Annotated in this window: 20 protein-coding genes; 10 read left to right on the plus strand and 10 right to left on the minus strand. The window is 62.1% G+C overall.

All coding sequences use genetic code 11. The features are described from left to right. The first annotated feature begins 13 nt into the window (after positions 1-13). Positions 14-568 carry a dihydrofolate reductase family protein gene (locus tag ACS5Q0_RS19100; protein WP_473128231.1) on the plus strand — a complete coding sequence of 185 codons (555 nt, stop codon included), beginning with the start codon at positions 14-16 and terminating at the stop codon, positions 566-568. A 934-nt stretch (positions 569-1502) separates the two neighbouring features. On the opposite strand, the gene ACS5Q0_RS19105 is transcribed toward ACS5Q0_RS19100, so the two are convergent. The 10 genes from ACS5Q0_RS19105 to ACS5Q0_RS19150 form a co-directional block, all read right to left on the minus strand. Continuing rightward, positions 1503-2444 carry a 2-hydroxyacid dehydrogenase gene (locus tag ACS5Q0_RS19105; protein WP_473128232.1) on the minus strand — a complete coding sequence of 314 codons (942 nt, stop codon included), beginning with the start codon at positions 2442-2444 and terminating at the stop codon, positions 1503-1505. 56 nt (positions 2445-2500) lie between these two features. Continuing rightward, the gene (locus tag ACS5Q0_RS19110; protein WP_473128256.1) at positions 2501-3274 is read right to left on the minus strand and encodes an amino acid ABC transporter ATP-binding protein; all 774 of its coding nucleotides are present in this window, start codon (positions 3272-3274) and stop codon (positions 2501-2503) included. Between the two features lie 14 nt (positions 3275-3288). Beyond that, a complete protein-coding gene (locus ACS5Q0_RS19115; protein ID WP_473128233.1) occupies positions 3289-4098 on the minus strand; it encodes a transporter substrate-binding domain-containing protein in 810 nt (269 codons plus the stop codon). Between the two features lie 63 nt (positions 4099-4161). Further along, a complete protein-coding gene (locus ACS5Q0_RS19120) occupies positions 4162-4818 on the minus strand; it encodes an amino acid ABC transporter permease (protein ID WP_473128234.1) in 657 nt (218 codons plus the stop codon). A gap of 10 nt (positions 4819-4828) precedes the next feature. Beyond that, positions 4829-5500 carry an amino acid ABC transporter permease gene (locus ACS5Q0_RS19125; RefSeq protein ID WP_473128235.1) on the minus strand — a complete coding sequence of 224 codons (672 nt, stop codon included), beginning with the start codon at positions 5498-5500 and terminating at the stop codon, positions 4829-4831. Positions 5501-5639: 139 nt separating this feature from the next. Beyond that, positions 5640-6398 (minus strand): 2-keto-4-pentenoate hydratase, encoded by a 759-nt coding sequence (locus ACS5Q0_RS19130; RefSeq protein ID WP_473128236.1) that lies wholly within the window; start codon positions 6396-6398, stop codon positions 5640-5642. A gap of 16 nt (positions 6399-6414) precedes the next feature. Beyond that, a complete protein-coding gene (locus ACS5Q0_RS19135; protein ID WP_473128237.1) occupies positions 6415-7482 on the minus strand; it encodes a LacI family DNA-binding transcriptional regulator in 1068 nt (355 codons plus the stop codon). Between the two features lie 189 nt (positions 7483-7671). Next, positions 7672-8271, minus strand: a complete 600-nt coding sequence (locus tag ACS5Q0_RS19140) for a gluconokinase (protein WP_473128238.1) — start codon at positions 8269-8271, stop codon at positions 7672-7674. A gap of 115 nt (positions 8272-8386) precedes the next feature. Further along, positions 8387-9376 carry a phosphogluconate dehydrogenase (NAD(+)-dependent, decarboxylating) gene (gene gnd / locus ACS5Q0_RS19145; protein ID WP_473128239.1) on the minus strand — a complete coding sequence of 330 codons (990 nt, stop codon included), beginning with the start codon at positions 9374-9376 and terminating at the stop codon, positions 8387-8389. A 638-nt stretch (positions 9377-10014) separates the two neighbouring features. Further along, positions 10015-10245, minus strand: a complete 231-nt coding sequence (locus ACS5Q0_RS19150; protein ID WP_473128240.1) for a DUF3303 domain-containing protein — start codon at positions 10243-10245, stop codon at positions 10015-10017. Positions 10246-11386: 1141 nt separating this feature from the next. Between ACS5Q0_RS19150 and ACS5Q0_RS19155 the strand changes: the two genes are divergently transcribed. The 9 genes from ACS5Q0_RS19155 (at position 11387) to ACS5Q0_RS19195 (ending at position 21299) form a co-directional block, all read left to right on the plus strand. Beyond that, entirely contained in the window at positions 11387-11521 is a 135-nt protein-coding gene (locus ACS5Q0_RS19155; RefSeq protein WP_473128258.1) for a hypothetical protein, read from the plus strand. Positions 11522-12171: 650 nt separating this feature from the next. Continuing rightward, the gene (locus ACS5Q0_RS19160) at positions 12172-13173 is read left to right on the plus strand and encodes a substrate-binding domain-containing protein (protein ID WP_473128241.1); all 1002 of its coding nucleotides are present in this window, start codon (positions 12172-12174) and stop codon (positions 13171-13173) included. 69 nt (positions 13174-13242) lie between these two features. Further along, positions 13243-14724, plus strand: a complete 1482-nt coding sequence (locus tag ACS5Q0_RS19165) for a sugar ABC transporter ATP-binding protein (protein WP_473128242.1) — start codon at positions 13243-13245, stop codon at positions 14722-14724. An 87-nt stretch (positions 14725-14811) separates the two neighbouring features. Beyond that, the gene (locus tag ACS5Q0_RS19170) at positions 14812-15801 is read left to right on the plus strand and encodes an ABC transporter permease (RefSeq protein ID WP_473128243.1); all 990 of its coding nucleotides are present in this window, start codon (positions 14812-14814) and stop codon (positions 15799-15801) included. Between the two features lie 79 nt (positions 15802-15880). Beyond that, positions 15881-16966, plus strand: coding sequence for an ABC transporter permease (locus ACS5Q0_RS19175; RefSeq protein ID WP_473128244.1), 1086 nt, complete (start codon positions 15881-15883; stop codon positions 16964-16966). A gap of 2 nt (positions 16967-16968) precedes the next feature. Then, positions 16969-18387 (plus strand): FGGY family carbohydrate kinase, encoded by a 1419-nt coding sequence (locus ACS5Q0_RS19180; RefSeq protein ID WP_473128245.1) that lies wholly within the window; start codon positions 16969-16971, stop codon positions 18385-18387. Positions 18388-18401: 14 nt separating this feature from the next. Then, positions 18402-19100: a class II aldolase/adducin family protein gene (locus ACS5Q0_RS19185; protein ID WP_473128246.1), complete on the plus strand. Its 699-nt coding sequence runs from the start codon at positions 18402-18404 to the stop codon at positions 19098-19100. 35 nt (positions 19101-19135) lie between these two features. Beyond that, entirely contained in the window at positions 19136-20152 is a 1017-nt protein-coding gene (locus ACS5Q0_RS19190; RefSeq protein ID WP_473128247.1) for an aldo/keto reductase, read from the plus strand. Positions 20153-20315: 163 nt separating this feature from the next. Continuing rightward, positions 20316-21299, plus strand: a complete 984-nt coding sequence (locus tag ACS5Q0_RS19195) for a substrate-binding domain-containing protein (RefSeq protein ID WP_473128248.1) — start codon at positions 20316-20318, stop codon at positions 21297-21299. Positions 21300-21335: the final 36 nt, after the last annotated feature.

Below are 21335 nucleotides of genomic sequence, written 5' to 3' on the forward strand. Positions count from 1 at the left end.
GAAAGCATCGGATATGAGAAAACTGATCGCCTGGAACGTCATGACGCTGGATGGATATTTCGAAGGCCCCAGACCCTGGCAGCTCGATATGCACGGCACGGTCTGGGGCGAGGAACTGGAGGAGTTTTCCCTCCGTCAGGGCGCGGAAATCGGAACGCTCCTGTTCGGCCGGCGCACATATGACGGCATGCGCGACTATTGGACGAAGGAGGAGGGTCCGATCGCCAGGATGATGAACGGCCTCGACAAGGCGGTGGTCTCCCGCTCACTGGAGGCGGCCGACTGGGCCAACAGCCGGCTTCTGAAAGGCGAAGCAGCCGAAACGGTCAAGGCGCTCAAACAGGAAGCCGGCCGGGACGTGTTCGTCTTCGGCAGCGCCGAATTGCTGGCAACGCTGATGGCCGAGGAACTGGTGGACGAATACCGCCTCTGTCTTGCGCCGGTGGTGTGGGGCGAAGGTACGCCGCTGTTCAAACCTGCAAGCGGCCGCACCCACTTCATGTTGCGGGAGAGCCAGCCTCTCAAGAACGGCGGGCTGATCCTTTCCTACGAGCGAAAGAGTGTGTGACTCTCGAAACAGTCATGCTTGTTCCGCTGAGCCGCGCCGGCGGTCGACATAGCCGTCCGGCGACTGGTTCAATGAAGAGACGAGCCTCGCCATACGGGATCTTCTCCTCGCTACTTCAATAGGCTGCCGACGCTACGTGAAAATGAGGCGGGCTACGATCTGGCCAGCCACTAGCCGCCGTGACCGGTTATTCGAAGGCTCTTTCCGGCAGCCACGCACAAAGGCGGACCCTCGTCCAACCGGACCTTATGGGCCGCTGACATTGGTGGTGAGGGACGGCGAGCCTCTTTCCCTTGCTGAGAAGCCTCCGAGGAAGCGCTCCGAGCTTGGATGCGGTAACCGGAACCGCACTCGGGAGAAGACAACGGTCCCCCGCAAGCGCATAGGGTCTTCGGCCGCGACGACGTTGTTCGCCGGACGCCCCTCGAGCTGATGCACGTGGTGGGCCTTCACGCGCGAGGAGCCGCCGGACCGGGCGACCAGGCAGGCGTTGGAGGAGTGGATCGCGGGATTGAAATGACCGAGCGTCAGAGCGGCATCGGTTGGTACGGCCGGTGTCCTCCCATTTATCTGGCAGCACCTTTCCTCAAGCTGCGGTCGGAACTTAGTCGAGACAGCCAACCACATTCTTGAGGCTGCCATTCGCCAAAGTGGCGAAGTGGGTGCCTTTGGTGGGACAGCCACGGAAGTTCCGATTGCACGACGTTGTGGACATAGACTCGAATTGGGGAACTGATCCGCTAAGGTCCGGAGTGGGTCAGGAGGCGATGATCCGTGCGTTCATAAGAACGTCCGGTGTTCCCCGCTTGAGCAGACATTCGATCTACTTCCGAAATCTGCCAGAAGCGGACCATTCGTTCGAGGACGAGGCCACGGATGATTGCAGACGATCGCGGGCTTCGCTTGAAAAGCCTATGCGAGACCAGTGCCGAACTCAGACAACGGCGGAAGGCAATTCCTGGCCCGCGAAGTAAGCGGCGACATTCCTGAGGACGAGTTCGCCCATTGCAAGGCGCGTCTCGATCGTGGCGCTACCCTGGTGCGGCATCAGTACGACATTATCGAGGCCGAAAAGCTCCTCGGGCACATGCGGTTCATGGGCGAAGACGTCGAGGCCGGCGCCCCAGATCCGTCCGTCCTTCAACGCATTGACGAGTTCAGGCTCGTCAACGACGCTGCCTCGGGCAATGTTGATCAGGATGCCCTCCGGCCCAAGCGCGTCCAGCACGGCCCGATTGACGAGTCCTCGGGTTTGATCGCCACCGGCAACACTAACGACGAGGATATCGCTGTCTCGAGCCAGAGCCTCCAGCGATCCAGCCTGCGGCCATGGTGCGTCCGGTACGTCCGAGCGATTGAAGTAAAGGATCTGTGCGGAAAAGGCTTCGGCTCTCTTCGCGATCGCCCGGCCAATTTGCCCTAATCCGAAGATCCCGACGCGCCTTCCGCGGATACTGCGGCCGAGCGTCAAACGCCTGCCTTGTGACCACGCCCCTGCTCTGACGAGACGATCGCCTTCGGCGATGCGGCGGCAACTGGCTAGCATGAGCGCGAGGGCGATATCGGCGACATCATCTGTCAGAACGCCAGGTGTGGTCGTCACCCGCACCCCCTGACGGCGAGCGCGCTCGAGATCCACCGCATCCGTGCCGATGCCATTGATGGCAATGAGCCCGAGTTGCGGCAGGGCATCGAACAGTGCCGGGCTCACACCCGTTCCACCGCCTGTCACCACCGCGCGAACCTTTGGACCGACCGCGGCGAGCAAAGCGGCCCGATCCTCCGCCTGCGACAGGCGATGAACCTGGTAATTGGCATCGAGAGCCGCTTCTATGGGAGCCATCATGGGCTCGACCAGGATGATGTCTGGTTTCATATCGATATCGTGCCGCGGTTTTACTGCGAAGCTGAGTTACTTCGTCTTTAAAGGTTCTAGTGAGGGAGAATCTGGCCTAGGAAGTTACGTGTGCGTTCGTGCTGCGGATTGGTGAAGAAGGTATCCGGTGTTCCTTCCTCCACGATTTCACCGCGATCCATGAAGATGATCCGGTCGGCGACCTGGCGAGCAAAGCCCATCTCATGCGTGACGCAGAGCATGGTCATGCCCTCTTCCGCGAGATTGACCATCGTGTCGAGCACCTCTTTGACCATTTCTGGATCGAGGGCCGACGTAGGCTCGTCGAACAGCATGATCTTGGGGTTCATGCAGAGCGCGCGGGCAATCGCCACGCGCTGCTGCTGGCCGCCCGAGAGCTGTGCAGGGTACTTGCCCGCCTGATCCGGAATGCGTACGCGCTCGAGATATTTCCGTGCCGTCGCCTCGGCCTCGGCCTTTGACGTGCCGCGCACCTTCATCGGTGCCAGCATGCAATTTTCCAGCACAGTCATATGCGGGAAGAGATTGAATTGCTGGAACACCATGCCGACTTCGCGGCGGACGGCGTCGAGATCGCGACTGCCGGCCGCGACATCGATGTTGTCGACGATGATGCGTCCCTTCTGGGCATGTTCAAGCCGGTTGATGCAGCGGATCAGCGTCGACTTGCCCGAACCTGATGGGCCGCAGATCACGATGCGTTCTCCGGTTCGGACCGTCAGATTGATGTTCTTCAGGACCTGAAAATCGCCATACCACTTTTGCACGTCCTCCATGCGGATGATGGTTTCATCCGCATGGATGCGCGAGGCTTCGCTCACCGTCGACATCATGGGTCTCCCGCTCAGGGCTTCTTCAGCTCAGGCAGATCGGCCCCGACCCACTTCTTGTAGGTCGCAGCCAAGGCTCCACTTTTCTGCTCCTCGGCAATGAAGTTGTTGACGGCCTTGAGGAGTTCATCCTGTCCGGGCCGCAGGGCTATGCCGTGCACCTGTTCGCGAAGAGTCAGCTTGGTGTCGAACTGGCCGGGCGCCACCTTCTCGATTTCGCCGACAACGGGAGTGGCCGCACCGATCACATCGACCTGACCGGACAGCAGGGCCTGAACGGCGGAAGCATCGTCATCGAAGCGGCGGATCTGGGTTCCCTCAGGCGCAATGGCCGTGAGCGACACATCCTGAGTGCTGGCGCGCGCCACGCCGACCGACACGTTCTTCAGGTCCGCAGGCTCCTTAACAGCCACATTCTTCTTGCCGTACACGACAATGCGGATGCCGGCGTAGGGATCGGAAAACGCAACCTGCTTGGCCCGTTCCGGCGTGATCGCCAGAGATGCCACGAGCATGTCGACCTTGCCGGTGAGAAGGAAGGGGATGCGGTTCGGACCTGTGACCGGCACGATGTTGGCCTTGACGCCGAGGTATTTGGCTAGCGCCTTGGCGATGTCGGCGTCGAAGCCGTCCGGCTGACCTTCGAGGTTCGTGATGCCGAAGGGCGGGAAATCCACCAGCATACCGACAGTGAGTTCGCCCTTTTTCTTAATATCCTCCACAGTCTGCGCCTTCGCCGGAAGCGTCGCCCCCAGGGACGCAGCGAGGACGGCGCCGAGGGCGATGACCCTGCGGAATTTCTTGAGATTGGACGACCAGTTCATGAGATACTCCCTGTGCTGATATGTTTGTTGGATCGGGGACATCTGCGCCCCCTCGTCACTTCGCTACCTCGCGTGGGCTGCTGCGAAGCGGCGTTCCAGTCGCATGCTGAGGTGCGACAACGGCCAGCACAGGGCAAAGTAGATGACTGCCACGGTGCCGAAGACAAGAAACGGTTTGAAAGTCGCGTTGTTGATGATCTGCCCGGCACGCGTAAGCTCTGTAAAGCCGATGATGGCGGCGAGCGACGTGGCCTTAATGAGCTGTACGAGAAAACCGACAGTTGGGGGCAGCGCAATTTTGAAGGCCTGAGGCAGGATGATGTAGCGCATCATGGTCGGATAATGCAGACCGAGCGCATTGGCAGCCTCCCACTGTCCCTTGGGCACCGCCTGGATGCACCCGCGCCAGATCTCGCCCAGGAACGCGCTGGCGTTCAGGGTCAAGGCAACAGCGGCAGCGATCCAGGGATTGATATCGAGCCCCAGGGTATTGGCACCGAAGAACACCAGGAATAATTGCATCAGGAGGGGCGTGCCCTGGAACACCTGGATAAAGCCACCCGCAATAGCGGACAAAATTTTCAAAGATGATACCCGCAGGAGCGCAACCGCCAGACCGCCGATAGCCCCACCGGCGAACGCGATCAGGGACAACAGCACGGTCCACCGCGCCGCAGCGAGGATGAACAGGAATTCGTTCGTGCCAAACTGGCGAAGCATCTGTTTCTCCTCAACGCCGGTCAGGATAAGAGAAGGCCATGCGGTAGATCGTGGAGAACAGGCCCGAGAACGCCAGGGACATGGCGAGATACATGATCGTCACGACGAGGTAGACCTCGAAACTCGTGAAGGTGAGCGATTGGATGTTGTTCGCCTTGGAGGTCAAGTCGTCGGCCGAGATGGCCGACACGACGCTCGAGGTCAGCATCAGCAGAATGAACTGGCTTGTCAGAGCGGGATAGACGGTTCGGAGCGCAGGCTTCAGGATAATGTAGCGAAACACTTGCAGGGGCTTGAGCCCGAGCGCGAGGCCCGCCTCTACCTGTCCCTTGTGGATCGACTCGATGCCCGCGCGGATGATCTCGGTCGCGTAGGCGCCGACATTGACCACTAAGGCAAGGAGCGCGGCCGCATTCGGTGACAACCTCAACCCGAGCGCTGGCAACCCAAAGAAGACAAAGAAAATCTGCACCAGGAAAGGCGTGTTCCGGATAATCTCGATATAGCCGTTGACGATCATCCGTAGGGATTTGGGACCAGAGGTCTTGATCCAGGCGCAGATGATCGCAACGATGAGCCCGAGCAACATAGCCCCGGCTGAGAGCTGGATTGTGAGCCAAGCGCCATCCAAGAGATCGCGATAGGACTCCAGCACCGGGCCGAACCGGAATGTATACGTCAAGGTTTCCTCCCTGACAGCAAAGTGCGGGCTTGAGAGCCCGCTTCCTGACCAGAGTTACCATTGGCGGTGTTCGTCACCGCCTAATGGAACGCGTCGTAATTAGATCGATCTAAACGATATAAGGCCTGCTGACGCAAGGTCAAATGATTTCCAGAATTGCTTCGCCGACACCATCGAAGGCGGCGCGCACATGCGTACCAGGCCCCACGAACAGAGTGCCTGTCCAGGAACCAGTCGTGATCGTCGCGCCAGCTGCCAGTCCGCCTTGGCTGGCTGCCCCACCATTGGCGAGCCAGATCAGAAGATTGACAGCATCGCCCGCCGAGTTTCCGCCGGCCTTGCGCACCACGGTGTTCCCGTTCAGGTCCAGCTGAACCATTTGGTGCTGGGGATCGATCTCGAGTCCGTGCGCCCGCCCCTCCCCGACGATCAAGGTTCCATGATTGTATTGATCGACGGTCTGGCTGAGCCGGTCAGCAATCCCCCAGGCAGCAAAGCGCGTATCCACAATCTCGATCCCGGCATGGACCGAACCGATCGCGGCAAGCACTTCCGCGCGGGTATAGGGCTCCGCCCGGACCGGTAAGGAATGGGCGAGCGTGTAGACGATCTCAGCTTCGACACCGATGACATTGAAGCGCCCTCTGTCCAGCCGGGCCGAGGAAGGTCGGACCGTCGATGCCGTCAAACCGGCACGGAAGGGTTCGGCTGTCGGGCTGTCCGAACCCACTTTCCATCCAACCACCGGTCCGAGTTGAGCCAGCAACGCATCCTGCCACTGGTATGCTTCAGCGAAGGTTTTAGGGGTGGCCTCGGGCTTGAGGCTGATGGGTCGCGCGCCGCCCTGGCGGGCTGCGATCAGGCTTTCGAGGGCAGACCTCATGTGAGCATTGGACATAGGTTCTCCAGCTAAATCAGCAATCTGAAAAAGGATGGGTCCGCTCGGGCGCCCCTTTAGGACGTAATGCTCCGCAGGACTCGCGTACCACCAGGCGCGTCGGCAGGATCACCCGCTCCGGCGGCCCGTTCGGATTGGCGATCCGCCGCAGGAGCAGCCGCGCGGCGTCCTGTCCGATCTGGTTAGGCATCGTTGCAACGGTGGTGAGCGGAGGGCGGCTGAGGCTCGCTTCCACGAGATCGTCGAATCCGACGACGGCGAGATCGACTCCGGCCTGCAGGCCACGATCTGCGAGGCCGAGAAGCATGCCGAACGCGACGACGTCGTTGAAGCAAATTGCCGCCGTCACAGGCTCGTCCCGAGCAAGAAGAAGAGAGACGACCTCAATGCCGGCTTGGCGCGTCAGCGGAGTCTTAATGACAAGCTCGGGCGAGAGTCCATAGCGGCGCATGCAGGCGACGAAGCCCTCCCGCCGCTCCCGGTACGCGGAATGTATGTGCTCGCCGCCGACAAAGGCAATGCGCCGGTGTCCAAGCCTGATGAGATGCTCCGTCGCCCGGTCCATTCCGATTTCATAATCCGTGCTCACGTAATCGCCCTGCGGCGATACATGCCGCAGGGTCTGGACGACGGGGAATTTCGAGGCTTTGAGGCGCGATATGAGGTCCTTGGGCGTGCCGACAGCCGGGCAGATCAGGATGCCGTCGGCTCCGTGCTCCCGCATGCGCAGAATGACGCGCTCCTGCTTGGCGACAGATTCGTTGCTGTCAGCGAGAAACAATGCCAAGCCGGCCTCGTCCAGGATCTGATCGACGCCAGCAGCTAACTCGGCGAAAAAAGGATTGCTGAGTCCCGGGATGAGCAGACCGATGGTCCTGCTCCGGGCCCCTCGCATGCTCGCAGCACTCCTGTTGTAAACATAGCCCAGCTTGTCCAGGACGGCACGCACCTTGACGCGCGTGCTCTCCGCCACGAGAGGGCTGTCGCGCAGAACGAGCGACACGGTTGCCCGGGAGACGCCAGCCTGCTCCGCCACCTCCGCGAGGGTCAAGCGGTCTGGCCGGTCCGCAGACTTCTCCCGCATTCCAATTTCCTCCCAGAAGTTTAGATCGATCTAAATTCCGGATAGTGCATATGTCAACTCAATGACTTTGCTCCGCTGGAGGCAACGATCGTCCACCGGCCTTCGTCCTCTCCTCTTCGCAAGCCGAAATGTGCGGATGATCTCCGCCTCGCGCAGAGACAAGCCAGTTTGGGCCAAACTCGCCGCAGTTTAGCGAGCAGTGTCGGCGCGATTGAGGAGCATATTGGGGCGCGAGCTGCCTGAAATAGGTGTTGCCAGTTCGCCGGCAATTCTGTCGACGGCGGCCTGCGGAGTAGCGTCGATGGGCACGACGATCGGACGCTCATCAGCACCCGGCTCCTCAAGCGTAGCGAACTGACTGTCCAGCAAAATTCTCGGCATGAAGTGATCTTTGCGTGCCACCATGCGCTGCGCGATCAGATCGCGTTCGCCTTTGAGGTAGACGAGCCGCACGTCATTTCGGCCAGCCATGAGGGTGTCTCGATAGACGCGTCTCAGGGCCGAGCACGCCACCACACCGTGTCGGTCCGCGCTGCGGATCTCGTCGATCCAAGCTACGATGGCTAAGAGCCAGGGCTGGCGGTCCTCGTCCGTGAGAGGGACACCAGCACGCATCTTCTCGACGTTGGCGGTCGGGTGGAACCAGTCTGCATCCTGGAACTCCCATTGCAGTTGCTGTGCGAGCATGGAACCGATCGTCGTTTTGCCCGAACCGGCCACACCCATCACAATGACAATGGCCGGCAGGTTATCCGACGGCTCCCGAGCGACCTCACCCTGTTGTTTCATGACAGGACATCCGGTGTGGCCGCACGAAGCAGTGCGGAGGATGATGCCCTCAATGAGGCTGAACACCATGGAGAAGCACGGCGCCACAGGCGCTGGGCGCGCTTGGCCGGCACAATCATTTCTGGCCTGCCTTTCCGGGTTCGAGATGGCCGCCGAAGCCCTTGCGCATCGCCGAGAGCACCTTTTCGGCAAAAGTGTGTTCCTGACGCGACCGGAACCGAGCGTAGAGAGCAGCGGTGAGAACCTCGGCCGGCACGGCTTCCGCAATTGCAGCCTGAATTGTCCAGCGCCCCTCCCCCGAATCCTCGACATAGCCCGAATAAGACTCGAGAGCGGGTTCCTCCGCCAGCGCCGCTGCCGTGAGATCGAGAAGCCAGGAAGTGATGACGCTGCCGCGCCGCCACACCTCGGCAACCTGGGCGAGATCCAGATCCAGGCGCTCCTCGGCCGGCAGCGCGGGCGAAGCGGCATGTCGCATGATGTCGAAACCTTCGGCAATGGCCTGCATCATGCCGTATTCGATGCCATTGTGAATCATCTTGACGAAATGCCCGGCGCCGTTCGGGCCGGCATGAACGTAGCCTCTCTCGGCGGGCGATGGGTCTCCTTCCCGGCCTGCCGTGCGGGCGATGTCACCGACTCCGGGTGCGAGCACGGCGAAGATGGGCTCAAGACGCTCCACGACCTTCGCATCGCCTCCGATCATGAGACAATAGCCCCGCTCCAGGCCCCAGACGCCGCCGCTCGTGCCGACGTCAAGATAGTTCAGGCCACGCTCACGCAGAACCTTGGCGCGCCGGATATCATCCTTCCAGAAGGTGTTGCCTCCATCGATGACGGTATCACCGGGCTCGAGCAAACCGGAAAGCGTCTCAATGGTCTGCTCGGTTACCTCGCCAGCGGGGAGCATGACCCAGACGGTACGAGGCGCTTCAAGCTGGCTCACGAGTTCTTCGAGACTCGATGCACCGGCGGCTCCTTCAGATACTAACGCCTGGACCGCCGCGCTGTTTTGGTCATAGGCCACTGCATCGTGCCCTGCACGCATCAAACGACGAACAATATTGCTCCCCATTCGGCCGAGCCCGACCATTCCAATCTGCATCTACGTTCTCCCACGATATCGGTGCAAGGCTGACCGTACGCGGTCTGCCTTGCCCGGCACGCTCGCTATGCCTGAAACGCTGCGTAATCCGCTAACCCTTTAGGGAACTGTGACGTAAAGAGCAAACCAATCTCCTTGGGCAGGAGTCCGCTTCTGTATTAACGTTCCAAGCTGAAATGCGCTGTAGACGAGGTGAATGCTGGCGTCCGAATCAACCGGATACTATCCGACGACCCGTGAGGCTCGACCAAATTGTCTGGATGGGTCAAACGCTGAAGTTCTTCTGCCCACTTTTTCATACGCGGACGCCCGATGAGCAGACCAACGCGTTCCTTCCAAGAAGTGCCAGGAGCTGTCCTTCGCCCGGAGTTGACCCGTGGCATTACCTCGCGCCCTGCGTGCCATTCTGTGTCCGTTGGGTGCACAGTCCAGATCCGCGACGTCGATCAAATCGACAGTCCGGCACCCTTGATCCGGCAGAGATCTGCGCATCAAGGCGGTTGGAGCGAGGCCACAGGGCCTATGCGCATCCGTGAGCCAGACATGCACCCAGATGGTGTTCGCAGCAGACCCGCACGAGCCTCAGGCGGAGGAGCTAGACTGCATCTGCCTCGCCAACTCGAGGCCCTGCTCGGCAGTCATCGTCGGGATGACGGTAAGGTCAAAAACATCATCCCAGTCCACGATAGCGTCATGATTGAAGTGACGTTATCCGCTTCGGCGACAGCTATGACGGCGATCTCGGTGGACGTAGACCAGTACTCGGCAATCATCCGCATGCCCGCAGGGTACTCCCAGCTCACGCGACGGGCGATCCGTTCCTTGCCGCAGTTCGCGGCCTTTGGCTTGCCGATGACGACAAACAACATGGAAGCCCCCTGTCGCGGCGGCTCCGCCTCTCGACGGACGAAGGACCGCCAAGCCAGACCATTTTATGCCATTCTGAGGCAGATGGAATAATTCGCTCTGTGCGGGAGAGCTTCTTAGTGAAGGTCTCGGGTCAGGCTCTGACGATCTTCTGCATGCCACTGACGTCGACATACTCCGGACGAGCAGACCTAAGCCCAGGCTCGACAGCTATCTCCCGAAGGTGAGTTGCTGGGGCGGTCCAAGCCTCGTCATGGTGGCAAGCCCAGCACCGATGGCAATCGCGTATGTGCCCTGAAGCGGCTTGCCGTCATCGACAAGGCCGCCCCGCGCCAGGAACGAGCGCAGGAACAGAGAGCTTTCAGCACGCCGGGCCAGGGTTGCCTCAATCCGGCCCTCCCCGGTTGCGCCAGACGAACCTGAGCGTTGTCCATCCGCCTGCCTCCTCCAAGTCTATCGGTCAGCTAACGGGTGATCACGACCTCTGCCTCGACTTCGACGGGAAAGTTGAGCGGCAGTCCGGCGACGCCGACCGCTGATCGGGCATGCCGTCCGATCTCGGAGCCAAAGACATCAGGATAAGTTCCGAGAAGCCGTTGATGACGGCAGAGGGTTTGTCAAAGCTCGGCACGCAGTTGACCATGCCGAACACGCGGCACCAGCCCGTGCTTCGGTCGAGATCACCCAACTCGCGTTGCAAGCTGCCGAGAACGGACAGAGCCAATTTTCTGGCGACCTCCCATCCTTGCTCGACGGAGATGCTCTCCCCCACGGAACCGAAGGGACCCGCAGGACTGCCATCCGCTTCCTGGGAACCATGTCCTGACACGAAGGCACGGTCGCCCCGGACGTTCACCCGAGGAAATGGCAAAACCAGCCCCGGAGGCCCTTTCAAGGGCTCAGGCAAGACCACTTCTAGTTCCTAGAGCCTTGCTGTGATTCTCGCCTTCCAACTCTCCCCTCGTACACCGACCCTGCTCGAGCTTAGCGAGTCTGGCGTGGAAGAGGATCGGCGCATCGGATGGGTATGCATCACCAAAAGTAACTCTGCTGAGCCGACGAGCTTGGGAACTTTGCCTCCGGGTCCAGGCTGTGTGGAAACGCGTTGATCTGCCAAGCTGATGCTGATCGGCGGAGAGCGAGATGAAGCGTTTTGTTGAAGGGGAAGACCGCCGACAGGTCACCCTGCTCAAGAACGACATCTACCGCTATCTCAATCGCGCTCCCTCCGACCGCAGATTGGAACGCGAGACCCAGCGCAACCTCGAGCTGATCTGACTGACCGGCCGCCTGCGAACGATGATGATGGTTGCATTGCGAGGCGCGAAAAGACCAAAGCTGCCGAAGAGCAGAGCCAGCCGGAAGATCAGCAAAACCACGAACGGGGTCGGTAAGGACGTATTCGCCCTTTTCAATGAGGACCCATTGCGCGTCCGCGATACTGTCGAGCAGCTTCAAGACCCGTGCTTGGGCCTGCTATCGATGGTTGTCACCCGGCTGAAGGTCAAGAAATCGCCTCGTCAACGCCTCGAAGCTCGGCAGTGATCTAAGGGTGGCCGCAAGTCGGGGGCTCTTCGCAACAGCGCTTCCTGTGCGCCCCTATCATATGCTTCAGGAGCCGCTGACGTTTATTGAAAAACGCCGTGTGCTGGCCCTGTGAAGAAGTATAGGGAGTCCCTTAGGAGGTATTCATTACAGTCGATACTTGCTCCTTGCCAACAATGGTGCATAACTTTTTCACCCTATTGCCCGTGCGTGTTCAATGGCAGGAGCCCGCGACTGGGTTCTGCCACTCGCGCGCAGGAGGTGTTGCCCCGCGTTTTACAGTTTCCAGCACACGCCCGGGCCGCCGGGCCTGCGCCCCCTAAGGGGATCCGGAAAATCAAGAACAGAATTGCACAGGCCCAGGGCCTGTAGGGAGGAAGAACATGAACAGGCGTGAACTGCTCTCGACGGTCGGCGCTGTCGTTGCCGCTGGGCTCCTCGCGGTGACTTCGACAGCTTTCGCCCAAAGCCAGAAGGAGATGGTAGCGGTCGTCAAAATTGCTGGAATCCCTTGGTTCAATGCGGTTGAAAAAGGGATCAGGAAGGGCGGTCAGGACTTTGGTATTAATGCCTCAATGGTCGGCCCAGCCAACGTCGATCCAGCGCAGCAGGTGAAATTGCTGGAGGATCTGATCGCGAAGAAAGTCGACGTGATCGGCCTCGTGCCTCTGGACGTGAAAGTCACCGAACCTGTGCTCAAGCGGGCTCAGGCCGCGGGTATTCCGGTCATCACGCATGAAGGTCCCGAACAGGAGGGCCGCACTTGGAACGTCGAGCTCATCGACTCCAAGAAATTCGGCGAGGAGCAGATGAAGCGCCTTGCGCAAGAGATGGGTGAAGAGGGCGAGTACGTTGTCTATGTCGGCACGCTCACAACCCCGCTTCACAACAAATGGGCGGATGCAGCGATCGCCTATCAGAAAGAGCATTATCCAAAGATGAAGCTCGTCACCGACCGCTTTCCCGGCGCGGACGAGATCGACACCAGTTACCGGACCACGCTGGACGTCGTCAAGGCTTACCCCAACCTCAGGGGTATCCTGGGCTTCGGTTCGAACGGTCCAATCGGCGCCGGCAATGCGGTGCGCGAGAAGCGACTCGGACGCAAGATCGCGGTGGTCGGCACTGTGCTCCCCTCTCAGGCTAAGCCTTTGATCATGGACGGCACAATCCGCGAGGGATTCCTTTGGAACCCCACCGACGCCGGCTACGCCATGGTAGCCGTGGCCAAGCTCATTTTAGACGGCAAGGACATCAAGGACGGAATCGAGATTCCTGGTCTCGGCAAGGCCGAAGTCGATGTCGATGGACGACAGATCAAGGTCGACAAGATCATGCGCATCAACAAGGACACGGTGGATGGCCTGATCGCGCAGGGTCTGTAAGCCGCGGAGGCAAGTGATCGGCGCGGGGCATTCGCCCGCGCTGGTCATCGTCAGCAAGGATCCGCTCCCATGGCCTTCCTCGAACTGCAGCAAATCTCAAAGCGCTTTGGGGGTGTCCGGGCGCTTGAGGACATTTCCCTGACTCTTGAGGCTGGTGAGGTCCACTGCCTTGTCGGCGAGAACGGATCCGGCAAGTCGACGCTCATTAAGATCATCTCGGGCGTGCAGCCCCCGGAGCCAGGCGGTCGCATCATCGTCGCGGGAACCGAGTACACGCGGCTCACCCCGGTCGAGAGCACACGACTCGGCATTCAGGTGATTTATCAGGACCTCTCCCTGTTCCCGAACCTCACCGTTGCCGAAAACATCGCCGTGAGCCGGCATCTCGGCCAGCCCCGGTCCGTAGACTGGCGGGCGATCGACAAGACAGCACGAAGCGCCATGGCGCGCATCGGCGTTGCACTCGATCTGCATGCCCGCGTGGAGACGCTCTCGATCGCAGACCGGCAGCTCGTCGCGATCTGCCGGGCCATGGCCGCGGATGCCCGCCTCGTCATCATGGACGAGCCGACGGCATCGCTCACCCGCCACGAGGTCGACGCTTTGCTCTCGCTCGTCCGGGAACTGAAGTCGCGCAATATCTGTGTCGTCTTTGTGAGCCACCGCTTGGACGAGGTGATGGAGGTCGCCGAGCGCGTCACGGTCCTGCGCGACGGGCGCAAGGTCGGGACCTACGACGCAGCCGAGATGGACGACCACCGGCTCGCCGTGCTGATGACCGGCAAGGAGTTCCGCTACGATCTAAGGGATGTCGACCTCACCGGGCGGCCTGTCGTTCTGGAGGTCGAGAACCTCACACGGCGCGGCGAGTACGAGAACGTCGATCTGCGGGTGCACGAGGGCGAAATCCTCGGCATCACGGGGCTCCTCGGCTCCGGACGAACGGAGCTCGCGCTGTCCCTCTTCGGGATGAATCCCCCTGACTCGGGCACCCTCCGGATCGGAGGACGACCGCTCACGATGCGCTCCAACAGAGAGGCCATCGAGAACGGTATCGCATATGTCTCCGAGGATCGCCTGACCCTCGGCCTTGTGCTCGACCAGTCGATATCAACCAATATGGTCGTGACTGTCCTCAATCACTTGGCGGGCCCCCTGGGCCTCATCGATCCGAAGCGGCAACGCGAGACCGTCCGGCGCTGGATCCGGGACCTCGGCATCAAGGTCTCCGATCCCGAGAATCCAGTGAAGACCCTTTCCGGCGGCAATCAGCAACGCGTGGTCCTGGCGAAATGGATGGCGACCAGCCCGCGCCTCCTCATCCTGGACAGCCCCACGGTCGGCGTCGACATCAGCGCAAAGGACGGGATCTACGAGATCGTCAAGCGGCTGGCAGCGGAAGGCGTCGCGGTGATCATGATTTCCGACGAGATCCCGGAGGTGCTCTTCCACAGCCATCGCGTGCTGGTCATGCGGATGGGGCGGATCACGGGCGAGTTCCGGCCGCACGGCACTTCAGAAGCCGAGCTCAGGGTGGCCGTGAATGCCTGAGTTCGGTCCTCTCACCTGCCTCCCAGTCGGCGATGCAACGGGACGGCCCGCGCCGGATCCGACGCCTGTATTCGAACAGGGGCGTTCATGATCGACGCTGTCCGCCGCTTCTCGCATAGCCACGAGGCCCGCCTCCTTGCCGTCGTGCTTGCGCTCGGCGCCGTCCTCACGATCGCGACCCCGAGCTTTCTCACGCTCCAGAACCTGTTCGACCTCCTCACGTCCTACGCTTTTCTCGGCATCCTAGCGGCGGGACTGCTCGTCGTTCTGGTCGCTGGGGGGATCGACATCTCGTTCACGGCGACAGCCTCGGTGGCGCAGTATATCGCTCTATCCTTCGCCAACGCGTACGGGCTCGGCTGGGCTGGGACTTTCGGGCTCGCCATCGGAACGGGAATCGCCTGCGGACTGTTGAACGCTTGGCTCATCGAAAGTCTGCGCATCTCGAGCATCATTGTCACGATCGCAACGCTCAACATCTTTTACGGCCTGCTCGTCTTCGTCACCGGCGGCCAATACATCTACGCCCTTCCGGACTGGTTCTCGAAAGGGATCTGGTGGTTCGAATTCGTCGACGCCGACCAGATCCCTTATGGACTGAATCTCCAGATCTTGCTGCTCCTGCTCGCCTTCACGGCAACTTGGGTCCTGCTCAACCGCACTACCGTCGGACGGCAGATCTATGCGCTCGGCGGCAACAGGGACGCTGCGGGGCGGCTCGGCTTTCACGTGTTCGGCCTCAGTCTCTTCGTCTACGGCTACATGGGCTTTATGGCGGGCATCGCGTCGCTCGCGCAGGCGCAGCTCGCCCAGAGCGTAGCGCCCACGGTCCTCGTCGGCCGGGAGCTCGACGTGCTGGCGGCGGTGGTCCTCGGCGGAGCAAGCCTCAACGGCGGCGTCGGAACAGTGCTCGGCACGGCGCTGGGACTGGCCCTCCTCGCAGTGATGCAGAACGGTCTCGTTCTGGTGGGCATCTCATCCTATTGGTCGCAGTTCTTCGTCGGGCTCGTGATCCTCGTGTCCGTGAGCTCGACCGCGCTCATCCTCAGGCGCCATGCCGGGAGGGCCGTCACATGAATTGCTCCATGCCCGTTCTCCAAGTCCGGGAAGGCGGCGGGCTCTCTTGGGCACGTTTTCCTCTGCGGAGCGCCGCCCCATGAGCCGCCCGCTTACCTCTTCCGAGCCGGCCGACACAGTCGGACCGCCGCCCAATGGAGAGCTTGCAGCAAAAGAGGCCCCTCCGCCTCGGGTCGGCCACTTCGAACGCTTGCGAAATTTCGGCGGTGACGGCGCCAACTTGAGGCTTATGGTACTGATCGCGATCCTGCTGGCGGGTTTCGGGCTCATGGTCGGCAAACAGCTTTTCTCGGCAGCATCCCTCCAATCCATGGCTTATCAACTGCCGGAACTCGGCATCCTGTCGCTCGCCATGATGGTGACGCTCCTCTCGGGAGGCATCAACCTGTCGGTCATCGCGACCGCAAACCTGTGCGCGCTGACAATGGCAGCCATTCTCACGCGCTTCGTGCCCGGATCGGAAGGTGCGGCCTGGGCTCTGATTCAGGTCGCGGCTCTCGTGGCGGGGTTCGCCGTCGCGGCGCTGATCGGGCTCGTGAATGGGTTCGTCATCGCTTATCTGCGGGTCTCGCCCATTCTCGCGACGCTCGGCACGATGACCCTGGTTAAAGGGATCTCGGTCGGCACCACGCGAGGCAACGTGATCTCCGGCTTCCCCGATCCCATCGTATTCATCGGGAACGGAGCTGTTCTGGGAATCCCGGTGGCGCTTCTCGTCTTCGCCGCGGCCGCGCTGCCGCTGGCAGTCATGCTGAACCGAGCGCCCCTAGGAGCAGCGATCTACATGATCGGCTCCAACGAGCGGGCGACGCGCTTCTCGGGGATTCAAACGCGGCGTGTGATCCTGAAGGTCTATCTGATTTCGAGCCTCCTCGCCGCCGTAGCAGCCATCGTCATGATGGCACGCTTCAACTCGGCCAATGCCTCCTATGGCGAGAGCTATCTGCTCGTCACGATCCTTGCGGCGGTGCTCGGGGGCATTAACCCGATGGGCGGGTTCGGCAAGGTGAGTGGGCTGGTGCTCGCCCTTATCATGCTCCAGATCATCTCATCGGCCTTTAACCTCCTAAACTTTAGCGCATTCCTGACCCTGGCGATCTGGGGCGGCATTCTCATCGCGGTCGCGGGCATGACCCAGCTGCGCCTGCGGCTCAAAGGCGGTTGACCATGATAGGGTCCGGCAAGCCCCAGGCAGCGGTTCTCGACATTGGGAAAACCAATCTGAAGCTCGTGCTCGTCGGCCCGGAGGGGCGTTGCACGGCCTCGATCTCGCGCGTCCACGACTTCCTGCTCGACAAGCCCTATCCGGCAATCGACGTCGACGGCATCATCAGCTGGTTCCTCGACAGCCTCACCGAACTCGCTGACTGTCACCAGATAGGCGCGCTCGTCACCACCGCACATGGCGGCGGTGGCGTTCTGGTCGACGAGGCCGGGCCTGTTCTGCCGATGATGGACTATGAGGCTGCGACGCCGCCCGAGATCGACGCCCTATATGCCATCGAAGGACCGCTATATGAAGAGGTGTTCTCCTTCACCGGGACCGGCGCGATGCAGCTCGCCAAGCAGCTCATCTGGCAGGCGGAGTGCTTCCCGCAAGCCTTCGCGCGGGCGCAGCATTTCCTGACGACCGCGCAATACGTGGCCTGGAGGCTCGGCGGCAGACCGGCCAGCGAGGTCTCGCAACTCGGCGCGCAAGGGCAAGTATGGAATCCCCGGACGGGCACGCTCTCCAACTTCGTTCGGCGGCGTGGCTTCCAGTGTCTCTTCCCTCCGCTGTCCCACGCTGGCGAGGTGCTCGGGCGTCTGCGGCCCGATTGGGCTGCACGAACCGGTCTTTCACAGAACACCGAGGTGCTCTGCGGGGTCCACGACAGCAATGCCAACCTCTTCCGCTACAAGGCAGCCGGGCTGTCCGACCACACCGTGCTGTCCACCGGCACCTGGATGATTGGGTTCGACCGCCACTGCCCCCTCGATCGGCTGGACAGCACACGGGCGATGGTCTCCAACGTGGACGTCGACGGAGAGATTGTGGCCTCGACGCTCACGATGACGGGCCGCGAATACGCGATGATCGCCGGCTCCGACCCGGTTCCGGATGAAGCCGTCATTGCAGTCCTGCCGGACTTGATCACTCGCGGGACGTTGCCCCTCCCCTCCTTCGGTCCCCATGACGGCTTGTTCCGTGGGAGCGGCCGTCGCGGACGCTTCGTCGGCCCCCCAACCGTCGGGGCCGCCGAGGCGACCGCTGCCGCCACGCTCTACGCGGCACTCACCGCTAGCGTCTGCCTCGATGCGCTGGGCTCCCGCGCGCCGATCGTGGTCGACGGGGGGTTCGTCACCAACCTCGCCTTCGGTCGTCTGCTCGCGGCGCTACGCCCCGGCCAGCCCGTCACCCTGAGCCAGTCGCCGCACGGCACCGCCTTGGGCGCCGGTCTGCTGTGGGGGCGGTTCTCGCGTGCGACACCGGTGGAGATCCCACTCCTTTCATCCGAACCCCTGGTCATCCCAGGCCTTCGCGAGGCCGCCGCCCGCTGGGCCCGGCTGGCCGCTGAACCTGACGCTGCAGCCCTGTCCGCCTGAAACGCGAGAACGCCATGTCCCAAGCCCCTTTCGACTCCCTCCGCTCAGGTATGGTCGAGACCTGCCGTGAGATGAACCGGATCGGCCTCAACCAGGGCACCTCCGGCAATCTCTCCCACCGCATTCCCGACGGGTTCCTCATCACGCCGACCAGCCTGCCCTATGAGCGGATGGGTCCCGAGGACATCGTGGCCATGGGGTTCGACGCCACGTACGAAGGCCGTCATCGCCCTTCCTCGGAGTGGCGCTTTCATCGCGATATCCTGCGAGCCCGGCCTGACCACAACGTCGTGCTCCACACCCACTCCACCTATGCTACCACGCTGGCGGTGCACGAGCGCAGGATCCCCGCTTTCCATTACATGGTGGCCGTCGCCGGCGGCATGGACATCCGCTGCTCGCCCTATGCGTGCTTCGGAACCCAGGACCTGTCCGATCACGCCCTTGCGGCGCTTCAGGACCGCAGCGCCTGCCTCCTCGGGCACCACGGCCTGATCGTGCTTGCCGACACCTTCGAACGCGCGCTCTGGCGCGCGGTGGAGATCGAGACCCTGGCCAAGATGTACGTCCACGCGCTTGCGATCGGAGAGCCGCCGCGCCTCACCGAGGCGGAGATGACCCAGGTGATCGAGCAGATGCGCAGGATGAGCTACGGCCAGGCGCCGGACCTCGACACCGTCACCGATACCCCCAGGGCTCGGGCAACCGCCTGATACCACCTCTTAACCCAAACCACAGAGACGCTCTCATGCTTCCCACCCGCCCCCTTGGAAAGACAGGCATACCAGTTACCATTCTCGGCTTTGGCGGAGCGCCGCTCGGAGACCTGTACGAGCGGCTCGACGAAGGCAGGGCCATCGGGACGGTCGAGTCGGCCCAGCGCGCCGGCATGACCCTGTTCGACACCTCGCCGCATTACGGCAACGGCCTGTCGGAGCTGCGCTTCGGCGCCGCGCTGCGGCGCTTCCCCCGCGATTCCTACGTGCTGTCGACGAAGGTCGGGCGACGCATGGACCCGCGCGTGGCGGGCAGCAGCGTCGGAGGCCCGGGCTTTGCCGGCGGCGTTCCGCATGCCTCGATCGTCGACTATTCCTATGACGGCACGATGCGCTCCTTCGAGCAGTCCCTCCTGCGGCTCGGCCTCGACCGCATCGACATCCTCCTCCTGCACGATGTGGACGTCTGGACGCACGGGCCCGAGATGGCGGACCAGCGCTTCCGGGAGGCGATGGAGGGAGCCTACAAAGCCGTGCACGAGCTCCGGAGTCAGGGCGTCATCAAGGCAGTGGGCCTCGGACTCAACGAGTCCGACACGACCGTGCGCTTCGTGAAGGCGGGAGACTTCGACTGCGTGCTGCTCGCCGGGCGCTACTCGCTCCTCCATCAGGACGCCCTGGACGAGTTCCTGCCGCTCGCCCAACAGAAGGGCATCGGCGTCATCCTCGGCGGCATCTACAATTCAGGCATCCTGGCAACCGGGGCCAAGCCCGGCGCCCACTTCAACTACGTGCCGGCTCCGCCCGAGGTGATGGACAAGGTCGCGCGGATCGAGCGCGTTTGCGAGGCTCATGGCGTCCCGATCGCGGTCGCGGCCCTCCGGTTCGCCCTCGGCGCACCGGCCGTCGCATCCGTGATCCTCGGGGGCGTCTCTCCCGAAGAAGTCGAGCGCAACATGAAGGCGATCAAGACCGAAGTGCCAGCCGCGCTTTGGAGCGATCTGAAGGCCGAGCGCCTGCTTCCCGAGACGGCGCCGGTGCCGGCATGAGACCGGCGTGCGTCCCACAAGAGGATCCTGACCCGGACGATACTGCCGCTTCAGCGATGCAAGCTGCCGCAAGCGACCCGAAGGATGGACCAGCCACGAGTTGACGGGCCGGCTTCGAAGACCTCAGCCCAGTCGGGGCATAACGAGCGATGTGGAGGAACCCATGATGAAGAGAAGAAGCCTGTTGGCCCTTGCGGCCGCCGCTGCCCTGGCCTCCGGGCTGACCGCCGTCGGCGCGCCAGCCCGGGCTGCAGAGAAGGAGATCGTCTATCTCACGCCTGGCCTCGACCTGCCGTTCTGGCGCTACCTCTCCAAGGGCGTCGAAGCTGCCGCCAAAAAGGAGGGCTACGCCTACCAGGCGCTCGACTCCGCGAACAACGCTCAGACCCAGCTGCGCAATGCACAGGATGCAGTCGCCCGCAAAGTGGCCGGCATCGTGATCTCGCCCACCGATTCCTCGACCGCTCCCAGCGTGCTCCAGCTCGCCAAGGAGGCCAACATCCCGGTCGTCATTGCCGATATCGGAACGAACAGCGGCGACTACGTGTCGTTCATCATCTCCGACAATTACGAGGGCGCGAACGGCGTCGGCAAGGCCCTTGCCGAGGCCATGAAGAAAAAGGGCTGGCAGGGAGGGTCGGTCGGCATCGTTTCGATCTCTCAGGCCCGCAAGAACGGCCAGGCCCGGACGAAAGGCTTCCGGGATGCGCTCACGGCGGCCGGGATCACGAAGGATGCCGGCCTGCAGCAGATGCAGTCGTACACCGCCGACGAGACCTTCAAGTTTACGCAGGACATGCTGACCGCCAACCCCGACATGAGGGGCATGTTCATCCAGACCGACCAGCCCGCCATCGGGGCGCTGCGCGCGATCCGCGCCGCCCGGAGGCAAGGCGAGGTTCTAGTCGCCGCGTTCGACGGCATCCCGGACTTCGTCGACCTGCTCAAGAAGGGCGAGATCGTCGTTTCCGGCATGCAGCAGCCCTATCTCATGGGGGTGCGCTCCGGTGAGGCAATCCTGGAGCACCTGAAAGGCAAAACGCCCCCGAAGGAGATTCTAGTGCCGATCCTGGTCGTGACGAGCGAGAACATCGAGAAGCTCCTGCCTACCGTGAAGGAGACGGTATTCGCCAACGAGGTGAAATGACGCCTTAAGGCTCGGCCGGCCCGGTTCCCCGGGCCG

Source organism: Microvirga sp. HS2 (genome assembly GCF_055792805.1).